Origin of the sequence: Agrobacterium sp. SORGH_AS_0440 (genome assembly GCF_031453135.1) — a bacterium.
GTDB classification, from domain to species: domain Bacteria; phylum Pseudomonadota; class Alphaproteobacteria; order Rhizobiales; family Rhizobiaceae; genus Agrobacterium; species Agrobacterium pusense.
Genome location: NZ_JAVIYR010000001.1, coordinates 698579 through 717499, shown reverse-complemented (window position 1 = coordinate 717499; position 18921 = coordinate 698579). Strand labels below are relative to the sequence as shown.

12 protein-coding genes are annotated in these 18921 nt (G+C 60.7%); 11 read left to right on the top strand and 1 reads right to left on the bottom strand.

Translation table 11 applies throughout. The features are described from left to right. The first annotated feature begins 125 nt into the window (after positions 1-125). From QE453_RS03350 to QE453_RS03310, 9 genes are all read left to right on the top strand, one after another. Positions 126-1577 (top strand): amino acid permease, encoded by a 1452-nt coding sequence (locus QE453_RS03350; RefSeq protein ID WP_004445858.1) that lies wholly within the window; start codon positions 126-128, stop codon positions 1575-1577. Further along, on the top strand, positions 1574-2521 hold the full coding sequence (locus QE453_RS03345; protein WP_309776370.1) for an asparaginase: 948 nt from the start codon (positions 1574-1576) through the stop codon (positions 2519-2521). Before QE453_RS03350 ends, QE453_RS03345 begins: the two co-directional genes overlap by 4 nt. A 319-nt stretch (positions 2522-2840) precedes the next feature. Then, positions 2841-2930, top strand: coding sequence for a K(+)-transporting ATPase subunit F (gene kdpF / locus QE453_RS03340; protein ID WP_003506089.1), 90 nt, complete (start codon positions 2841-2843; stop codon positions 2928-2930). A 33-nt stretch (positions 2931-2963) separates the two neighbouring features. After that, entirely contained in the window at positions 2964-4667 is a 1704-nt protein-coding gene (kdpA, locus tag QE453_RS03335; protein WP_309776369.1) for a potassium-transporting ATPase subunit KdpA, read from the top strand. 9 nt (positions 4668-4676) lie between these two features. Then, on the top strand, positions 4677-4841 hold the full coding sequence (locus tag QE453_RS03330; protein ID WP_309776368.1) for a hypothetical protein: 165 nt from the start codon (positions 4677-4679) through the stop codon (positions 4839-4841). A gap of 43 nt (positions 4842-4884) precedes the next feature. After that, positions 4885-6969 carry a potassium-transporting ATPase subunit KdpB gene (gene kdpB, locus QE453_RS03325; protein WP_004445850.1) on the top strand — a complete coding sequence of 695 codons (2085 nt, stop codon included), beginning with the start codon at positions 4885-4887 and terminating at the stop codon, positions 6967-6969. Positions 6970-6981: 12 nt separating this feature from the next. Beyond that, positions 6982-7548 carry a potassium-transporting ATPase subunit KdpC gene (kdpC, locus tag QE453_RS03320; RefSeq protein WP_309776367.1) on the top strand — a complete coding sequence of 189 codons (567 nt, stop codon included), beginning with the start codon at positions 6982-6984 and terminating at the stop codon, positions 7546-7548. Positions 7549-7602: 54 nt separating this feature from the next. Beyond that, a complete protein-coding gene (locus tag QE453_RS03315; RefSeq protein WP_309776366.1) occupies positions 7603-10317 on the top strand; it encodes a sensor histidine kinase KdpD in 2715 nt (904 codons plus the stop codon). 49 nt (positions 10318-10366) lie between these two features. After that, on the top strand, positions 10367-11056 hold the full coding sequence (locus QE453_RS03310) for a response regulator transcription factor (protein ID WP_006697199.1): 690 nt from the start codon (positions 10367-10369) through the stop codon (positions 11054-11056). A 30-nt stretch (positions 11057-11086) separates the two neighbouring features. On the opposite strand, the gene QE453_RS03305 is transcribed toward QE453_RS03310, so the two are convergent. Continuing rightward, the gene (locus tag QE453_RS03305) at positions 11087-12139 is read right to left on the bottom strand and encodes a low specificity L-threonine aldolase (RefSeq protein WP_309776365.1); all 1053 of its coding nucleotides are present in this window, start codon (positions 12137-12139) and stop codon (positions 11087-11089) included. A 370-nt stretch (positions 12140-12509) separates the two neighbouring features. Here QE453_RS03305 and gltB point away from each other — a divergent pair, with 370 nt between their 5' ends. Both gltB and QE453_RS03295 read left to right on the top strand, forming a co-directional pair. Further along, entirely contained in the window at positions 12510-17255 is a 4746-nt protein-coding gene (gltB, locus tag QE453_RS03300) for a glutamate synthase large subunit (protein ID WP_006697197.1), read from the top strand. 179 nt (positions 17256-17434) lie between these two features. Further along, entirely contained in the window at positions 17435-18889 is a 1455-nt protein-coding gene (locus QE453_RS03295) for a glutamate synthase subunit beta (RefSeq protein WP_004445843.1), read from the top strand. The last annotated feature ends 32 nt before the right edge of the window (positions 18890-18921 follow it).

The following is an 18921-nucleotide window of genomic DNA, read 5'->3' as shown; positions in this document are numbered from 1 at the left end:
TGTCATGCAGCTTTACAGCATGAGCGCATTCGCTGGCCATATTTCCAGCCTTGGGGACGACGCCAGTTCCACTTTGATTTCCGGCTAATTGCCGACTACAAGCGTTTTATCGGGAGGATAAATCCATGCATTCTGGAAAAACGGCACCCGCCGAACGTGAGGTCTTCGCCGAAGAGGATCTCGGTTACCATAAAGCCCTTAAGCCGCGCCAGATTCAGATGATTGCCATCGGCGGCGCCATCGGCACGGGTCTCTTTCTGGGTGCCGGCGGGCGTCTCGCACAGGCCGGTCCGGCTCTGGTTTTCGTTTATGCACTCTGCGGCTTCTTCGCGTTTCTCGTGCTGCGTGCGCTCGGCGAGTTGATCATGCATCGCCCCAGCTCCGGTTCCTTCGTGTCCTATGCCCGTGAGTTCTACGGTGAGAAGATGGCCTTTGCGGCCGGCTGGATGTATTGGCTCAACTGGGCCATGACCTCGGTGGCCGATGTCACCGCCGTTGCGCTTTATATGAATTTCTTCAAGCAATACGTACCGTGGCTTGCGGGCATCGATCAGTGGGTATTCGCGATGACGGCGCTGGTGGTCGTACTGGCGATGAACATGCTGTCGGTGAAGGTGTTCGGCGAACTGGAGTTCTGGTTCAGCCTGATCAAGGTGCTGGCACTCGCGATCTTCCTCGTCGTCGGCGTTTATTTCGTCATTTTCGGTACGCCCATCGAAGGCCACGTTACCGGCTTCAGCCTCATTACTGACAATGGCGGCTTCTTCCCGAATGGCATTCTTCCAGCCTTCGTCATCATCCAGGGCGTGGTATTCGCCTATGCCTCGATCGAGTTGATCGGTACGGCAGCAGGCGAAACCGAGGACCCGCGCAAGGTTATGCCGCGCGCCATTCGCGCCGTCGTCCTGCGTCTCGTCGTGTTTTACGTCGGCTCGGTGCTGTTGTTCACGCTGCTCCTGCCCTACACGGCCTACAAGGCCGGTGAGAGCCCTTTCGTTACCTTCTTCGGCTCCATCGGCGTGCAGGGTGCCGATGTCATTATGAACCTTGTTGTTCTGACCGCCGTCCTGTCCTCGCTCAATGCCGGGCTCTATTCCACCGGCCGCATCCTTCACTCCATGGCTGTCTCCGGCTCGGCCCCGGCAGCGCTGGCGAAGATGAACAAGAATGGCGTGCCTTATGGTGGCATCGCGGTTACTGCCGTCGTTACCGTGTTCGGCGTCGCACTCAACGCCGTTGTCCCCGCAGCCGCGTTCGAAATCGCGCTCAACCTGTCAGCGCTTGGCATCATCTGCGCCTGGGCCGTCATCGTGCTCTGCCAGCTCAAACTCTGGCAGCTTTCGCAGCGCGGTGAACTGGTGCGTCCGGATTTCCGCATGTTCGGCGCGCCCTATACCGGCATCCTCACGCTCGTTTTTCTGTTCGGCGTGCTGGTGCTGATGGCCTTCGACTATCCCGTCGGCTCCTGGACCATCGCTTCGCTGCTGATTATCATCCCGGCGCTCGTCATCGGCTGGTATCTGCTGCGTGACCGCATCTATCGCCTTGCGGCTGAACGCGCGGGAGCATCGCATTGAGCGGGCAGGGCGCGATACCTCTGGTGGCGGTCATCGCCACCGGTGGCACCATCGCCAGTCGGCGCGGTGCCGATGGTGCCAGCACGCCCAGCCTTTCCGGTGAAGATCTGCTTGCGCTGGTACCGGAAATCGGCGCCCGGCTGAAGGCGGTGGACCTCATGGCGAAAGATTCGTCCAGCCTGACGCTTGCCGACATGCAGACCATCAGCGATGCCGTTCGTATCGAACTCGACGATCCCGAAGTGGCGGGTATCGTGGTTCTGCACGGAACCGATGCAATGGAGGAATCCTCGCTACTCGTCCATTTGCAGCACGCCATCACGAAGCCGGTGGTCTTCACCGGCGCACAGTTTACGGCAGACCATAAGGACGCAGACGGACCGGCAAATCTGGCTCGAGCCATAGAAACAGCGCTCGATCAGGCGAATGCTGCTAAGGGTGTGCTTCTCTCCTTCGGCGGTCGCTGTCTCTCGGCCTGGGGGCTCTACAAGCTGAGCGCGGACGAGGCAGACGCATTCCGCTCGACCCGGCCACTGGCTGCCGCCCGAACACCGTTGCTTGCCGCCCCGGTGGCCGATCAGCGCGTCGATATCGTTGCCATTCATCCTGGCTGTGATGCCACCCATATCGATGCAAGCCTTCAGGCGGGCGCGAAAGGCATCGTTCTTGCTGGACTTGGTTCCGGGAATGCCAATCCGCGTATCGCCGAAGCCGTGAAGCGCTGCGCCGAACGCGGCGTTCCGGTCGTCGTCTCCAGCCGCGTGCCGGAAGGGCGGCTCGTGGCGAGTTACGGCGGCGGCGGCGGTGGACATGATCTCGTCGCAGCGGGCGCCGTGCATTCAGCCACACTTCGTCCGGGCCAGGCGCGCATTTTGCTGGCCGCGCTGCTGGCGGACAAAAGTCCGGCGGAAACCATCGTTTCCGCTTTCGGTGACAACAGCTGACTTGATTGGCGGAAGCGATGTCCGGTCAGCGGGCATCGAAATTCCTATAGGATTCCTATTTTATTGCCCCTGTGGCCGTCTCGAACCTTTATGCGGTTCGGGTGCATTCTTCTGTGCGGGAAGGGATGGTGTTTCTTCCCAGCCAGAAAGAATGAAAAGCGACGTCCCACATGACGGCGCTTTTCTTCCTGTCCGGCTCCTCGATTAAAAAGGAGTCCCATCAATGATGGATATTGTTCTGATCGGCGCAGCCACGGTGTTCTTCGCCCTCTGCTTTGCCTACACGCGCGCCTGCGACCGGCTTTAGACGGAGGCTGCGATGACGTTTGATTATATCCTGAGCGGCGCCGTCACGGTCTTTATCGCTGCCTATCTCACCTATGCTCTCATTCGCCCCGAACGTTTCTGATCGGGAAGCGGCGGCTGTTGAAAGTTTGATACCATGACCCTCAATGGATGGTTCCAGGTCCTGCTTTTCTGCGGGATCATTTTTGCGCTGGTGAAGCCGCTTGGCTTTTATATGGCGCGTGTCTTCAATGGCGAGCGCACGCTGCTGTCGCCGGTTCTTGTGCCGGTCGAGCGCGGACTTTACGCCCTTGCCGGGACAAGTGACCGGGAGGAGCAGCACTGGACGACCTATGCGGTCTCCATGCTTCTCTTCAATCTTCTCGGTTTCGCCCTGCTCTATGCCCTGATGCGCTTTCAGGCCGTGCTACCCTATAATCCGCAGGGAATGGCGGCCGTCGGACCAGAATTGTCCTTCAATACGGCCGTCAGCTTCGTCACCAACACCAACTGGCAGAATTATGGCGGCGAAAGCACGCTTTCCTATCTGACCCAGATGGCCGGTCTCACCGTGCAGAACTTCGTTTCCGCCGCAACCGGCATGGCAATCGCCATCGGCCTGATCCGCGCATTCTCGCGCGCTTCCGGCAAGGCGATCGGCAACTTCTGGGTGGATATGGTCCGCTCCACTCTCTACGTGCTATTACCCCTCTGCATCGTGCTGACGCTCGTCTACGTCTGGCTTGGCGTGCCGCAGACGCTCGGCGCCTATGTGAACGCGCAGACGCTGGAAGGCGCGCAGCAGACAATTGCCGTCGGCCCCGTCGCATCGCAGCTCGCGATCAAGATGCTGGGCACCAATGGCGGCGGCTTCTTCAACGCCAATTCGGCGCATCCCTTCGAAAACCCCGATGCCATTTCCAACATGATCCAGATGGTATCGATCTTCGCCATCGGCGCAGCTTTCACCAATGTCTTCGGTCGCATGGTCGGCAACCAGCGCCAGGGCTGGGCTATCCTTGCGGCCATGGGCGTGCTGTTCATCGCCGGCGTTGCCGTCACCTACTGGGCGGAAGCAGCCGGAAACCCGCTGATGCACAGCTTCGGTCTTGCAGGCGGTAATATGGAAGGCAAGGAAGTCCGTTTCGGATTGGCGCTCTCGTCGCTCTTCGCGGTCATCACCACGGCTGCGTCCTGCGGCGCGGTCAATGCCATGCACGGCAGCTTCACGGCCTTGGGTGGTCTCATCCCGCTCATCAACATGCAGCTGGGCGAGGTGATCGTCGGCGGGGTCGGCGCGGGCTTTTACGGCATTCTGCTCTTCATCGTCATCGCCATCTTCGTGGCAGGGCTGATGGTCGGGCGCACGCCGGAATATCTCGGCAAGAAGATCGAGGCCAAGGAAATGAAGATGGCGGTTCTGGCCATTCTCTGCCTCCCGCTCGCCATGCTGGTCTTCACCGCCACGGCCACCATCCTGCCCTCGGCCGTGGCATCGATTGGGACGGCGGGCCCGCACGGCTTTTCCGAAATCCTCTATGCCTACACCTCGGCGGCCGCCAATAACGGTTCGGCCTTCGGCGGTCTGACCGGGAACACGACCTGGTACAACATCACGCTTGGTCTCGGCATGTTGATGGGCCGCTTTCTGGTCATCATTCCCGCACTCGCCATTGCGGGTTCGCTGGTCACCAAGAAGACCGTTCCGGCCTCTGCAGGCACCTTCCCGACGGATGGCCCGCTTTTCGTTGGCCTGCTGGTCGGCACGATCCTGATCGTCGGCGGCCTTACCTTCCTGCCTACGCTGGCGCTCGGCCCGGTTGCCGAACATCTCGTCATGGCGGCAGGTCAGCTTTTTTGAGGTGATGTCATGAACGAAGGCAAATCCGCACGTCGCCGCATCGTTCCCGCCCGCAACGGCGCTCCCGTCAGAGGCAGCGCCACGCCCGGCGGCTGGTGCGCCTCCAATCTCATTCTCGCGATGATGGCGGCTCTGTTCGCCGCCGTTGTCGCTCTCGAAATTATCACGGGCTGATCGACCCTCATCGGTCGCCCTGTTCAAACGCTGGAGCCTCTTCATGAGCCAGTCCAAACAAGTGAGCATCCTCGATTCTCGCATTCTCGTGCCGGCCATCGCCGCCGCATTCAAAAAGCTCAACCCGCGCACGCTTGCGCGCAATCCGGTCATGTTCGTTGTTGCGACGGTGTCAGTGCTGACCACGGTGCTGTTCATCCGCGATCTCATCACGGGCGGCGCCAATCTGGGGTTCTCCTTCCAGATCAATCTCTGGCTTTGGTTCACCGTGCTGTTCGCCAATTTCGCCGAAGCCGTCGCCGAAGGGCGCGGCAAGGCGCAGGCGGATTCGCTGCGCCGGACCCGCACAGAAACCCAGGCGAAACTGCTCACCGGCGATGACCGTAGCCAATACAGTATGGTGGCGGGCACCAGCCTGAAGGTGAACGATGTCGTTCTTGTAGAGGCAGGCGATATCATCCCTTCCGATGGTGAGGTCATCGAAGGTGTTGCTTCGGTAAACGAGGCGGCGATAACAGGCGAATCCGCCCCGGTCATCCGCGAATCCGGTGGCGACCGCTCTGCCGTGACCGGCGGCACGCAGGTGCTGTCGGACTGGATAAGGGTACGCATCACCGCTGCTGCCGGCTCCACCTTCCTCGACCGGATGATTTCCCTGGTCGAAGGTGCTGAACGCCAGAAAACGCCGAACGAGATTGCGCTCAACATTCTGCTCGCAGGCATGACACTGATTTTCGTTCTGGCCACCGCGACCATACCGAGTTTCGCGGCCTATGCCGGCGGTTCGATCCCGATCATCGTGCTGGTGGCGCTGTTCGTCACGCTTATCCCCACCACCATCGGCGCGCTTCTGTCGGCGATCGGCATCGCCGGCATGGACAGGCTGGTGCGTTTCAACGTGCTCGCCATGTCCGGCCGCGCCGTCGAGGCTGCTGGCGACGTGGACACGCTGTTGCTCGACAAGACCGGCACGATCACGCTCGGGAACCGGCAGGCGACCGAGTTCCGCCCCGTCGCCGGCGTTTCCGAGCAGGAACTGGCCGATGCGGCCCAGCTTGCGTCCCTTGCTGACGAAACACCTGAAGGTCGCTCCATTGTGGTTCTGGCGAAGGAGAAATATGGCATCCGTGCCCGTGACATGCAGAAGCTGCATGCCAATTTCGTCCCCTTCACCGCCCAGACCCGCATGAGCGGTGTCGATTTCGAAGGCTCCTCCATTCGCAAGGGGGCGGTCGACGCCGTTCTTTCCTATGTTGACGGCGGCGCTTCGCAACAGGGCAATGTGGCGCTTGCCGTCAAAACCGAAACGGATGCCATGCGCGGCATAAGGACAATTGCCGAAGAAATTGCCAAGACCGGGGGCACGCCGCTCGCCGTTGTTCGGGATGGCAAGCTTCTCGGCGTCGTGCAGCTGAAGGATATCGTCAAGGGCGGCATTCGCGAGCGTTTTGCGGAGCTTCGCCGCATGGGCATCCGCACTGTCATGATCACTGGCGACAATCCGATGACCGCCGCCGCAATTGCTGCGGAAGCGGGTGTCGATGATTTCCTCGCCCAGGCGACACCGGAAAACAAGCTGGAGCTTATCCGCGAGGAGCAGGCGAAGGGCAAGCTCGTCGCCATGTGCGGTGACGGCACCAATGACGCTCCCGCGCTGGCGCAGGCCGATGTCGGCGTTGCCATGAACACCGGTACCGTGGCCGCCCGCGAGGCGGGCAACATGGTCGATCTCGACAGCGATCCGACCAAGCTCATCGAGATCGTCGAAATCGGCAAGCAGTTGCTGATGACGCGCGGTGCACTGACCACCTTCTCGATTGCCAACGACATCGCCAAATATTTTGCCATCATTCCGGCAATGTTCCTGGCGCTCTATCCGCAGCTTGGCGTCCTGAATGTCATGGGACTTTCGACGCCGCAGAGCGCCATCCTCTCGGCCATCATATTCAACGCGCTTATCATCATCGCGCTGATCCCGCTCTCGCTGAAGGGCGTCAAATATCGCCCGATCGGTGCAGGTGCGCTGCTATCGCGCAATCTGGTCATCTATGGCTTCGGCGGCATCATCGTTCCCTTTATCGGTATCAAGGCCATCGACCTCGCCATCACGGCGCTCGGTCTCGCCTGAGGAGTAAAGACAATGTTTAGACAGCTTCGTCCCGCACTGGTGCTGATCCTCGCCACCACGGCCATCACCGGCCTTGCCTATCCGCTCGGCATGACGGGCCTGGCGCAGGCGCTTTTTCCCGCGCAGGCCAATGGCAGCCTGATCGAAAAAAATGGCACGGTGGTCGGATCGCAATTGATCGGGCAGGCCTTCACTGGTGAGACTTATTTTCATGGCCGGCCTTCCGCCGCCGGCGATGGCTACAATGCGGCCTCGTCCTCCGGCTCCAATCTCGGGCCGACGAGCGCCAAGCTTATCGACCGGGTGAAACAGGATTACGAGGCCGCGAGAGCTGAAAATCCGGCCTCGTCGGTGCCGGCCGATCTGGTGACGGCCTCGGGCAGCGGCCTCGATCCGCATGTTTCGCCGGAAGCCGCCTATTTCCAGGTTCCGCGTGTCGCCAAAGCGAGGGGCGTGGATGAAGCGGCGTTGCGCGCCATCGTTGAGCGTCATGTCGAAGCTCCGGAACTCGGCTTCATGGGCGAGCCCGTTGTAAACGTTCTTGCGCTCAACATGGCTCTTGACGCAGCCGGCTCATGAATTGAAATGGCTATGGCTTGTTCGCAAGCCATAGCCTCGACCACTGGTGGTTAAATGCCTGACGATATCAGCAACATGCCCGGCCGGCCGTCGCCCGATGCGCTTCTGGAAAACGCCAGGCGCGAGGCGCGGGGCCGGTTGAAGATTTTTTTGGGCGCCGCACCCGGTGTCGGCAAGACCTATGAAATGTTGATGTCAGGCCGGGCGAAGCTTGCGGATGGCGTCGACACCATTATCGGCGTCGTGGAAACGCATGGCCGCAGGGAGACCGAGGCATTGGTCGAGGGGCTGGAGGTCGTCCCTCGCAAACGTATCGATTATCGCGGCCAGATGCTGGAGGAGATGGATATCGACGCGATCCTCGCGCGTCGCCCCGCCCTGGTTCTGGTCGATGAACTTGCTCACACCAATGCTGCAGGCAGCCGCCACCCCAAGCGTTATATGGATGTTCAGGAAATCCTCGCGCAGGGCATCGACGTCTATACAACGCTGAACATCCAGCATGTCGAAAGCCTGAATGATGTGGTGGCGCAGATCACCCGCATCCGTGTCCGTGAAACCGTGCCCGACAGCATCATCGACCGGGCCGATGATGTCGAAATCATCGATATTACGCCTGACGACCTCATCAAGCGGCTGCAGGATGGCAAGGTTTACCTGCCCCGTACGGCACGGCGCGCCATCGAGAATTATTTTTCGCGCGGTAACCTGACGGCATTGCGCGAGCTGGCGCTCCGGCGCACCGCGCAGCGGGTGGATGAGCAATTGCTCAATCACATGCAATCCCATGCCATCTCTGGCCCCTGGGCGGCCGGAGACAGGGTTCTGGTCTGTCTTGATCATGGCGGCAACGGCCCCGGTCTTGTGCGTTATGCCCGAAGGCAGGCGGACCGGCTGCGCGCACCATGGACCGCACTGCATCTCGACACGCCGCGGTCGCAGCAATTGTCGGAGGCGGAGAAGGACCGGCTGGCCGGCACCATGCGGCTTGCCCAGCAGCTTGGCGGCGAGACGGTAACCCTGCCGGCGCTTGACCTGACGCGGGAGATCATCTCCTACGCCAATACAAACAATTTCACCCACATCATCATCGGTCGCCCGCGAAAATCCTGGTGGCAGCGAATTTTTCAGCGCTCGTTGACGCACGATCTGATCGACCATGCCGGCGATATCAGTGTGCACGTCATTTCCGGCGACAAGAATGAAGAGAAGCCGGCGCAATCGGTGAAGGCCGCACCGTCCCGCTCGCGCTGGTCGATAGGCTCCTATCTCAACAGCACGCTGTTCGTAGCGCTCGCCATCGTTGTCGGCATCGTGCTTGACCGGACGCTCGACGTTCAGAATCTGGCGCTCGTTTTTCTCATGGCCGTGCTGGCGGCCGCTGTTCGCGGAGGACTTGGACCTGCGTTGTATGCCTCGCTGCTTGGCGCCGTCGCATTCAATTTTTTCTTTCTGGAACCACGATACACGCTGACGGTCAGCGCGCCGGACAGCGTTCTGGCGTTGCTTTTTTATCTCGGAGTGGCGCTTGTTGCCTCCAACCTCACGGTTGCGGTGCAACGGCAGGCGGCCTCGGCGCGGGTAAGGGCGCGCACGACGGAAGATCTCTACCTGTTTTCCAAAAAGCTTGCCGGAACGGCCACGCTGGATGATGTGTTGTGGGCTACCGCTTACCAGATGGCTTCGATGTTGAAGGTGAGGGTGGTGCTGCTTCTGCCGGAGAACAACGCCATCGCCGTCAAGGCCGGTTATCCGCCCGATGACACGCTGGTGGATGCCGATATCGCGGCCGCGCAATGGGCATGGGAACACGACAAGGCGGCCGGTCGCGGCGCAGACACATTGCCGGGCGCCCGGCGGCTTTATCTGCCGCTCCGCACCGGCAGCGGTGCCGTCGGCGTCGTCGGGTTGGATGATGACCGAAGCGGGCCGCTTTTGACACCTGAACAACAGCGCCTGTTTGATGCGCTGGCCGACCAGGCTGCACTCGCGATCGAACGTATCCAGCTTGCCTCGGATGTCGACAAGGCAAGGCTGGCCGCGGAAACCGACCGACTGCGCACCGCACTCCTCACCTCCATTTCCCACGACCTCAAAACCCCGCTCGCGGCTATTCTGGGTTCGGCCGGAACGCTGAAGGACTTTGCCGAGGACATCCCGCCCGATGCGCGCGCCGATCTGCTTTCGACGATCGTTGAGGAATCCGAACGGCTGAACCGCTTCATCTCCAATCTTCTCGATATGACGCGGATCGGATCGGGTGCAATGGAGCCGAATTACGGGCTGCATTTCCTTGGCGACATGGTCGGGACAGCGCTTTCGCGTGCCGCGAAAATCATTGTGCGGCATGAGGTTGTCCTGGATATTCCGCCTGATCTGCCGATGCTTAGGGTCGATCCCGTGCTATTCGAACAGGTCCTGTTCAACCTCATAGACAACGCGGCCAAATATGCTCCCGAACACACGGTCATCGAACTCCGGAGCTGGCAGCAGGGAAGGCACGTCTTCCTGTCCGTGGCCGATGAGGGACCGGGCTTTCCTCCCGAAGATGCGGAGCGGGTGTTCGACAGCTTCTACCGGGTGCGCAAGACCGATCAGGTGCAGGCGGGAACCGGACTGGGGCTATCCATCTGCAAGGGTTTCATCGAGGCCATGGGTGGCTCTATTCGTGCGGAGAACAGGCAGGATCGGGGAGGTGCGCAATTCACGGTAACTTTGCCCGTTCCCGCCAACGCGCCTGTGCTAGATCATGAAAAGGGCGCCGCCTGAGCCGAAATGGCGACCCCGCTCCCACTACGCCGCCAAAGGAGACCCTGGAATGACCAATTCCGCCGTTAACATTCTGATCGTTGACGATGAACCGCCGATCCGCAAGCTTTTGCGGGTGGGGTTGTCGACGCAGGATTATACGGTAAGCGAGGCGATGAATGCGAAGGTGGCGATGGAGCTGGTCGAGCAGGACAAGCCCGATCTCGTCATTCTCGATCTCGGCCTGCCGGATATGTCGGGACACGATCTTCTGGCGAAATGGCGCAGCGAGGGGGTGGCGTTGCCGGTCATCATCCTGTCCAGCCGAACCGATGAAGCAGGTATCGTCAAGGCACTCGAACTGGGAGCCGACGACTACATTACAAAGCCCTTCGGCATGAACGAACTCGTCGCCCGCATCCGTGTCGCGCTGCGCCACCGGCTCCAGAGCCAGGGTGAAAGGCCTGTCTTTCAGACCGGCGATCTTTCGGTCGATCTTGTCCGGCGTATCGTCAGGGTGGAGGACCGGGAGGTGAAGCTCTCCCCGAAGGAATACGATATTCTGCGGGTGCTGGTTCAGCACGCAGGCAAGGTGCTGACGCACCGCTTCCTGCTGGAGCACGTATGGGATGAACTGACCGACGTGCAATATTTGCGGGTCTATGTGCGCCAATTGCGCCAGAAGATCGAAAAAATCCCCGATCAGCCCCGTTACATCCTGACAGAAACCGGGGTGGGTTACCGGTTGCAGGAGGTTTGAGGGCGCCGCAAGGCGACGCCCTCCGATATCTCAGACGGCAGCGCAGATGGACAGGAATTCATCTATATCGGCCTCGGTCGTCGCAAAGCTGGTGACCATGCGGATCAGTACTTCGTCCTTGCCGACTTTTTCCGGCATGTCGCGCGGTTCCAGCCAGTCATAGAACCTTGCGCCTTTTTCCGTCGCTGCTTGCGCGGCTGCCTTTGGCAAAATGGCGAAAACTTCGTTGGCCTGGGTCGGCCAGGCGAGGCGCGCGCTGTTCAGCGAGCCGAAGCCCGCGCGCAGCCGGTTCGCCATGGCATTGGCATGGCTGGCGAGACCGAGCCAAAGATCATCCTGCAGATAGGCTTCAAACTGCGCTGCAATGAAACGTGACTTCGAAAACAGTTGCGCTGTGCGTTTGCGCAGGAACGAGAAATCCCGAGCGAGCGAAGGATCGAAGAAAACGATCGCTTCCGCGCACCAGCAGCCATTTTTCGTGCCGCCGAAAGACAGCACGTCAACGCCGCGTTTCCAGGTCATTTCAGCCGGCGTGGTGTCAAGGGCCGCCAGCGCATTGGCAAAACGCGCGCCGTCCATATGCAGCGGCAGGCCGTTTTCCTTGGCGATTTTGGAGATGGCTTCAATTTCGTCGAGTGTGTAGACGGTGCCGGCTTCGGTCGCCTGCGTCATGGTGATGGCGGCGGCACGGCCGTGGTGAACGGCATCCTGCGGATAGCGGGCAATGCGCTCGATCAGGTTTTCCGGCAGCATCTTGCCGTTCGGCCCTTCGACTGCGACCATGCGCATGCCGGAAAAGAAATCCGGCGCGCCGCATTCGTCCTCGATCACATGGGCTTCCGAATGGCAGAAGGTCAGGCCGCCGGCGCGAGCGATGCTGGCCAGCGAAAGCGAATTGGCCGCCGTGCCGGTGGCGACGAAAAACACCGCAACCTCGCGCTCGAATATCTCGTTGAAGCGCTTTTCGATGGAGAGATCGAGTTCGCTGGTGCCATAGGCGGAGGCAAACCGGGTGGATTCCCGCGAAAGCCGTTCATTGACGGCCGGATGGGCGCCAGCCCAATTGTCTGAAGCAAAAAACATCTCTGAAGGCTTTCCGATAGCTGGTGTTCTGATTGGGAAATGCATGGAGCGACGACTGGCAAAGTTCTAGGACCTAACTCCGCGATTGGCAAATCCGGCAATGAAAGCAACGGGGAGGCGGGATTTGCGACAGAAAGTTTCGCACAATAGGTCAGTATCGAAACTTCGCTATAAAACGACGGTCTCACTAATTGGATTCGCGCCCTTGCCAATTCCGCCGGTTTCTGCCAAAATCCTAGGGAATTGAGACAGTCTTGCTGTCCTAAATTTGATCCAGCCGGCGAGAATGCGGATTTTGCCAAAGAGCGAAATTTGCGTCGCGCCGGACCTTCGCATGAAACCGTGCAAGTAATTTGCAGGAGGGACAAAAATGACGAACAAGCCGCAGGCGGACATCGCCGCCGCAACCCTGACCACTGACTGTCCCACCGCGGCTGCGGCTGCACCCGTTTCTGCGAAAGCGCGTTTCGCGGGCGGCTTGCCGGAAAGGCAGGGTCTTTACGATCCCGCCAATGAACATGATGCCTGCGGCGTCGGCTTTGTCGCCCATATGAAAGGCGTCAAGTCGCACCAGATCGTCAAGGACGGCCTGTTCATCCTTGAAAACCTGACCCATCGCGGCGCCGTCGGCGCAGATCCGCTGATGGGCGATGGTGCGGGCATTCTCGTGCAGATTCCCGACCGCTTCTTCCGCGAGGAAATGGCCGCGCAGGGCGTGACATTGCCGAAGGCTGGCGAATACGCCGTCGGTCATATCTTCATGCCGCGCGATCCCTCCCGCATCGAGCACTACAAGAAGGTCATCGTCGACGTTATCGGCGAAGAGGGCCAGCAGTTCCTTGGCTTCCGTGATGTCCCGGTCGACAACTCCTCGCTTTCCAAGGCGCCGGATATCGCAGCGACCGAGCCGCACCATGTGCAGGTCTTCATCGGCGCCGGCCGCGATGCCGCGAGCAATGCCGATTTCGAGCGCAAGCTGTTCCTCATCCGCAAGGTTCTCTCCAACCGCATCTATGACGAAGGCGGCGGCAAGGAAACGCAGGATTTCTATCCCGTTTCCCTTTCTTCCTCGACCATCGTCTACAAGGGCATGTTCCTCGCCTATCAGGTGGGCGCATATTACAAGGACCTTTCGGACCCGCGTTTCGAATCGGCTGTCGCGCTCGTGCATCAGCGTTTCTCCACCAACACCTTCCCGTCGTGGAAGCTGGCGCACCCCTATCGCATGGTCGCCCATAACGGCGAAATCAACACGCTGCGCGGTAATGTCAACTGGATGGCGGCGCGTCAGGCTTCGGTTTCGTCCGCGCTGTTCGGTGACGACATCTCCAAGCTCTGGCCGATTTCCTATGAAGGCCAGTCGGACACGGCCTGTTTCGACAACGCGCTCGAGTTCCTCGTCCGCGGCGGTTATTCCATGGCCCACGCGGTGATGATGCTGATCCCGGAAGCCTGGGCCGGTAACCAGTCCATGTCTGCCGAACGCAAGGCATTCTACGAATATCACGCAGCCCTGATGGAGCCGTGGGACGGTCCCGCCGCCGTTGCCTTCACCGACGGCAAGCAGATTGGCGCGACGCTCGACCGCAACGGCCTGCGCCCGGCCCGTTACCTCGTCACTGATGACGACCGCATCATCATGGCTTCCGAGGCCGGCACGCTGCCAGTGCCGGAAGAGCGCATCGTCAAGAAGTGGCGTCTGCAGCCCGGCAAGATGCTGCTGATCGACATGGAAAAGGGCGCGATCATTTCCGACGAGGAAGTGAAGCACGAGCTTGCCGCCAAGCATCCCTATCGCAGCTGGCTTGATCGCACGCAGCTCATCCTCGAAGAGCTGAAGCCTGTCGAACCACGCGCGCTGCGCCGCGACGTGTCGCTGCTCGACCGCCAGCAGGCCTTCGGTTACACCAGCGAAGACACCAAGCTCCTGATGTCGCCGATGGCGACGACGGGCCAAGAAGCCATCGGCTCCATGGGCACGGATACGCCGATTTCGGCCATGTCCGACAAGTCGAAGCTGCTCTACACCTATTTCAAGCAGAATTTCGCGCAGGTCACGAACCCGCCGATCGATCCGATCCGCGAAGAGCTCGTCATGAGCCTCGTGTCGTTCATCGGCCCGCGTCCGAATATTCTCGACCACGAAGGTGCTGCCCGCGCCAAGCGTCTGGAAGTGCGCCAGCCGATCCTGACCAATGGCGATCTGGAGAAGATTCGTTCCATCGGTCACACGGAAGACCGTTTCGACACCAAGACGCTCGACTTCACCTATGATGTGGAGCGCGGTGCCGAGGGCATGCCCGAAATGCTCGACCGCCTCTGCGAGCGGGCCGAATCCGCCGTCCGCGGCGGTTACAACATCATCGTTCTGTCCGACCGCCAGCTTGGCCCGGATCGCATCGCGATCCCCGCACTTCTGGCGACAGCCGCCGTGCACCACCACCTGATCCGTAAGGGTCTGCGTACCTCGGTCGGTCTCGTCGTCGAAACCGGTGAGCCGCGCGAAATCCACCATTTCTGCCTTCTGGCCGGTTATGGTGCGGAGGCGATCAACCCGTACCTCGCTTTCGATACCCTGCTCGACATGCACAAGCACGGCGCATTCCCGAAGGAAGTGTCTGATGATGAAGTCGTTTATCGCTACATCAAGGCGGTGGGTAAGGGCATCCTCAAGGTCATGTCCAAGATGGGCATCTCCACCTACCAGTCCTATTGCGGCGCGCAGATTTTCGACGCCATCGGCCTGTCTTCGGAATTCGTCGAGAAATATTTCTTCGGCACCGCCACCTCCATCGAAGGTGTCGGCCTGACCGAAATCGCCGAAGAAACCGTGGCGCGCCACACAGCGGCCTTTGGCAAGGACCCGATCCTCGCCAACACGCTCGATATCGGCGGAGAATACGCCTATCGCATGCGCGGCGAAAGCCATGCCTGGACGCCGGACGCCGTCGCCTCGCTGCAACACGCCGTGCGTGGCAACAGCCAGGATCGCTACCGCGAATTCGCCGGCATGGTGAACGAAACGGCGCTGCGCATGAACACCATTCGCGGCCTGTTCAAGGTCAAGTCGGCGGAAGCACTCGGTCGCAAGCCAGTCTCCATCGATGAGGTCGAGCCGGCAGCCGATATCGTCAAGCGTTTCTCGACCGGGGCGATGTCCTTCGGCTCAATCAGCCGCGAGGCGCATACGACGCTCGCGATTGCCATGAACCGCATCGGCGGCAAGTCCAACACGGGTGAGGGCGGGGAAGAATCCGACCGCTACATGCCGCTGTTGAACGGCCAGCCGAACCCGGAACGCTCCGCCATCAAGCAGATCGCATCCGGTCGCTTCGGTGTGACGACGGAATACCTTGTCAATGCCGACATGCTGCAGATCAAGGTGGCGCAGGGCGCAAAGCCCGGCGAGGGCGGCCAGTTGCCCGGCCACAAGGTGGATGCGACGGTTGCAAAGACCCGTCACTCCACCCCGGGCGTCGGCCTCATTTCGCCGCCGCCACATCATGATATCTATTCCATCGAAGATCTGGCGCAGCTGATCTACGACCTGAAAAACGTCAATCCGGAAGCCGATGTGTCGGTGAAGCTGGTGTCGGAAGTCGGCGTCGGCACGGTTGCGGCCGGTGTCGCCAAGGCGCGTGCCGACCATATCACCGTCGCCGGTTTTGATGGCGGCACGGGCGCGTCACCACTGACGTCGCTCAAGCACGCGGGTTCGCCCTGGGAAATCGGCCTTGCCGAAACCCAGCAGACGCTGGTGCTGAACGGTCTCCGCTCGCGCGTCGCACTGCAGGTGGATGGTGGTCTGAAGACCGGCCGCGACGTCATCATCGGCGCGCTGCTCGGTGCGGATGAATTCGGCTTCGCCACCGCGCCGCTGATTGCGGCCGGCTGTATCATGATGCGCAAGTGCCATCTCAACACCTGCCCTGTCGGCGTTGCCACGCAGGACCCGGTTCTGCGCAAGCGCTTCAAGGGTACACCGGAACACGTCATCAACTACTTCTTCTTCGTGGCCGAAGAAGTGCGCGAAATCCTTGCCTCGCTTGGCGTGACCAGGCTGGACGAGATCATCGGCGCTTCCGAACTGCTCGAGAAGGATGAGATGCTGGCGCATTGGAAGGCGAAGGGTCTGGATTTCAGCCGCATCTTCCATAAGGTCGAGGCACCCAAGGAAGCGACGTTCTGGACGGAACGCCAGAAGCATCCGATCGATGACATTCTCGACCGCAAGCTGATCGAAAAGTCGCTGCCGTCGCTGGAAAACCGCGAACCCGTGGTCTTCGAAGTGCCGATCAGAAACGTAGACCGCTCCGCCGGTGCGATGCTCTCCGGCGCGCTCGCCAAGCGCTGGGGCCATAAGGGTCTGAAGGATGACACGATCCATGTGACGCTGCGCGGCACGGCGGGCCAGTCCTTCGGCGCGTTCCTCGCTCGAGGCATCACCTTCGATCTGGTGGGTGACGGTAACGACTATGTCGGCAAGGGTCTTTCGGGTGGCCGCATCATCGTGCGCCCGCCGGAAAACGCCCGTATTGTCGCGGAAAACTCGATCATCGTGGGCAACACCGTGCTGTACGGCGCCATAACCGGCGAGTGCTATTTCCGTGGCGTGGCTGGCGAGCGTTTCGCGGTGCGTAACTCCGGCGCGGTTGCGGTTGTCGAAGGTGTCGGCGACCACGGCTGCGAATATATGACCGGCGGCATTGTGGTCGTTCTTGGCGAGACCGGCCGCAACTTCGCGGCCGGCATGTCCGGCGGTGTGGCTTATGTTCTCGACGAGAAGGGCGATTTCGCCACGCGTTGCAACATGGCCATGGTTGAGCTGGAGCCAGTTCCGGAAGAAGACGACATGCTGGAAAAGCTGCACCATCACGGCGGCGACCTCATGCACAAGGGACGTGTCGACGTTTCCGAAGACATGACTCGCCACGACGAGGAGCGCCTTTACCAGCTGATCTCCAACCACTTCCATTACACGAACTCGTCGCGTGCCAAGGATATACTCGATCGCTGGAGCGAGTTCCGTCCGAAGTTCCGCAAGGTCATGCCGGTTGAATACCGTCGTGCGCTTGAGGAAATGGAGCGCATGCGCATGGGCGTGGCGGCGGAGTAATCCGTCGCGTGAGGACACTACACCACCTGATCTCGCTGATAACAGCGGTCGCCATTCGTGGCGACCACTTGGACGGGCGGCGAGACCGGATTTGAGTTCATCGTGCTGGGGCGGCTTTGGGTTTCGCCACCTGGTACTGGGGCCCGACAGGCGCTCCGCTTTGATGTGAGGACATAAACGTGGGCAAGGTTACAGGTTTTCTGGAGATCGACCGGCAGGTGGGCAAGTATCAGCCCGCATCGGATCGTATCCGCCACTTCCGCGAATTCACCATTCCGATGTCGGATGCCGAGGTGCAGAAGCAGGCGGCGCGCTGCATGGATTGCGGCATTCCCTATTGCCATGGCCCGACAGGCTGTCCCGTGCACAACCAGATCCCCGACTGGAACGATCTGGTCTACAATAACAACTGGGAGGAGGCGATCCGTAACCTCCATTCCACCAACAACTTCCCGGAATTCACCGGTCGCGTCTGTCCCGCCCCCTGCGAGGAGGCCTGCACGCTGAATCTTGAGGATGCGCCGGTCGCGATCAAGACCGTCGAACAGGCTATTGCCGACAAGGCCTATGAGCTGGGCTTCATCGTGCCGAAGCCGGCGACGATCCACACCGGCAAGAAGGTCGCCATCATCGGTTCCGGTCCCTCGGGCATGGCGGCGGCGCAACAGCTTGGCCGCGCCGGCCACGAGGTTCACGTCTATGAGCGTGAATCCAAGCCCGGCGGCCTGCTGCGTTACGGCATCCCAGATTTCAAGATGGAGAAGAACTTCATCGACCGCCGTGTCGAGCAGATCAAGGGCGAAGGTGTTACCTTCCATTGCGGCGTCAATGTTGGCGTCGATGTGACGGTGGAGGCGCTCCTCGCCGACCACGATGCCGTGCTTTATTGCGGCGGCTCGGAAACCCCACGCCCGGCCGGCATCGGCGGTGCGGATCTGCATGGCGTTTATGATGCCATGCCCTATCTAGTGCAGCAGAACCGGCGCGTCGGTCGTGAAAACATTGACAGCGTTGGCTGGCCGGCCGATCCGATCCTCGCGGGCGGCAAGCATGTCGTCGTTGTGGGCGGTGGCGATACTGCATCCGACTGCGTTGGCACGGCGTTCCGCCAGGGTGCTGTTAAAGTCACCCAGCTCGACATACGCCCGATGCCGCCGGAAAAGGAAGACAAGCTGGCGGTTTGGCCTTTCTGGGCAACCAAAATGCGCACGTCGTCTTCGCAGGCCGAAGGCGCCATCCGCGAGTTCCAGGTGGCGACCCTCGAATTCGTTGGCGAAGACGGCGTGCTGACAGGTGTGAAGTGCTGCCAGGTGGATGACCGACGCAAGCCCATTGCCGGCACGGAGTTCATCATCAAGGCCGATCTCGCCTTCATCGCCATCGGCTTTTCCGGTCCCTTCACGGACAGCGTTCTGAAGGAAATGGACGGCAAGCTGACACTCAACACGGACCGCCGTGGCTCCACAAATGTCGTCGCCAACGAGACGGATTACAGGACCTCTGTCGACAAGCTCTGGGCGGCGGGCGATGTGCGCCGTGGCCAGTCGCTGGTGGTCTGGGCGATCCGCGAAGGCCGTCAGGCGGCGCGTGCGATTGACGAAGCGCTGATGGGCGCGACCGTTCTTCCGCGCTAAGCCGGCAAATGGATAAAAATGGAAAGGCCTGT

What these genes read in the sequence shown, in the direction of transcription:
- kdpC (WP_309776367.1), top strand. Translation starts at nt 6,982, where the DNA reads ATGTTTAGACAGCTTCGTCCCGCACTGGTGCTGATCCTCGCCACCACG.
- gltB (WP_006697197.1), top strand. Translation starts at nt 12,510, where the DNA reads ATGACGAACAAGCCGCAGGCGGACATCGCCGCCGCAACCCTGACCACT.
- QE453_RS03310 (WP_006697199.1), top strand. Translation starts at nt 10,367, where the DNA reads ATGACCAATTCCGCCGTTAACATTCTGATCGTTGACGATGAACCGCCG.
- kdpB (WP_004445850.1), top strand. Translation starts at nt 4,885, where the DNA reads ATGAGCCAGTCCAAACAAGTGAGCATCCTCGATTCTCGCATTCTCGTG.
- kdpF (WP_003506089.1), top strand. Translation starts at nt 2,841, where the DNA reads ATGACGTTTGATTATATCCTGAGCGGCGCCGTCACGGTCTTTATCGCT.
- kdpA (WP_309776369.1), top strand. Translation starts at nt 2,964, where the DNA reads ATGACCCTCAATGGATGGTTCCAGGTCCTGCTTTTCTGCGGGATCATT.
- QE453_RS03305 (WP_309776365.1), bottom strand. Translation starts at nt 12,139, where the DNA reads ATGTTTTTTGCTTCAGACAATTGGGCTGGCGCCCATCCGGCCGTCAAT.
- QE453_RS03315 (WP_309776366.1), top strand. Translation starts at nt 7,603, where the DNA reads ATGCCTGACGATATCAGCAACATGCCCGGCCGGCCGTCGCCCGATGCG.
- QE453_RS03350 (WP_004445858.1), top strand. Translation starts at nt 126, where the DNA reads ATGCATTCTGGAAAAACGGCACCCGCCGAACGTGAGGTCTTCGCCGAA.
- QE453_RS03330 (WP_309776368.1), top strand. Translation starts at nt 4,677, where the DNA reads ATGAACGAAGGCAAATCCGCACGTCGCCGCATCGTTCCCGCCCGCAAC.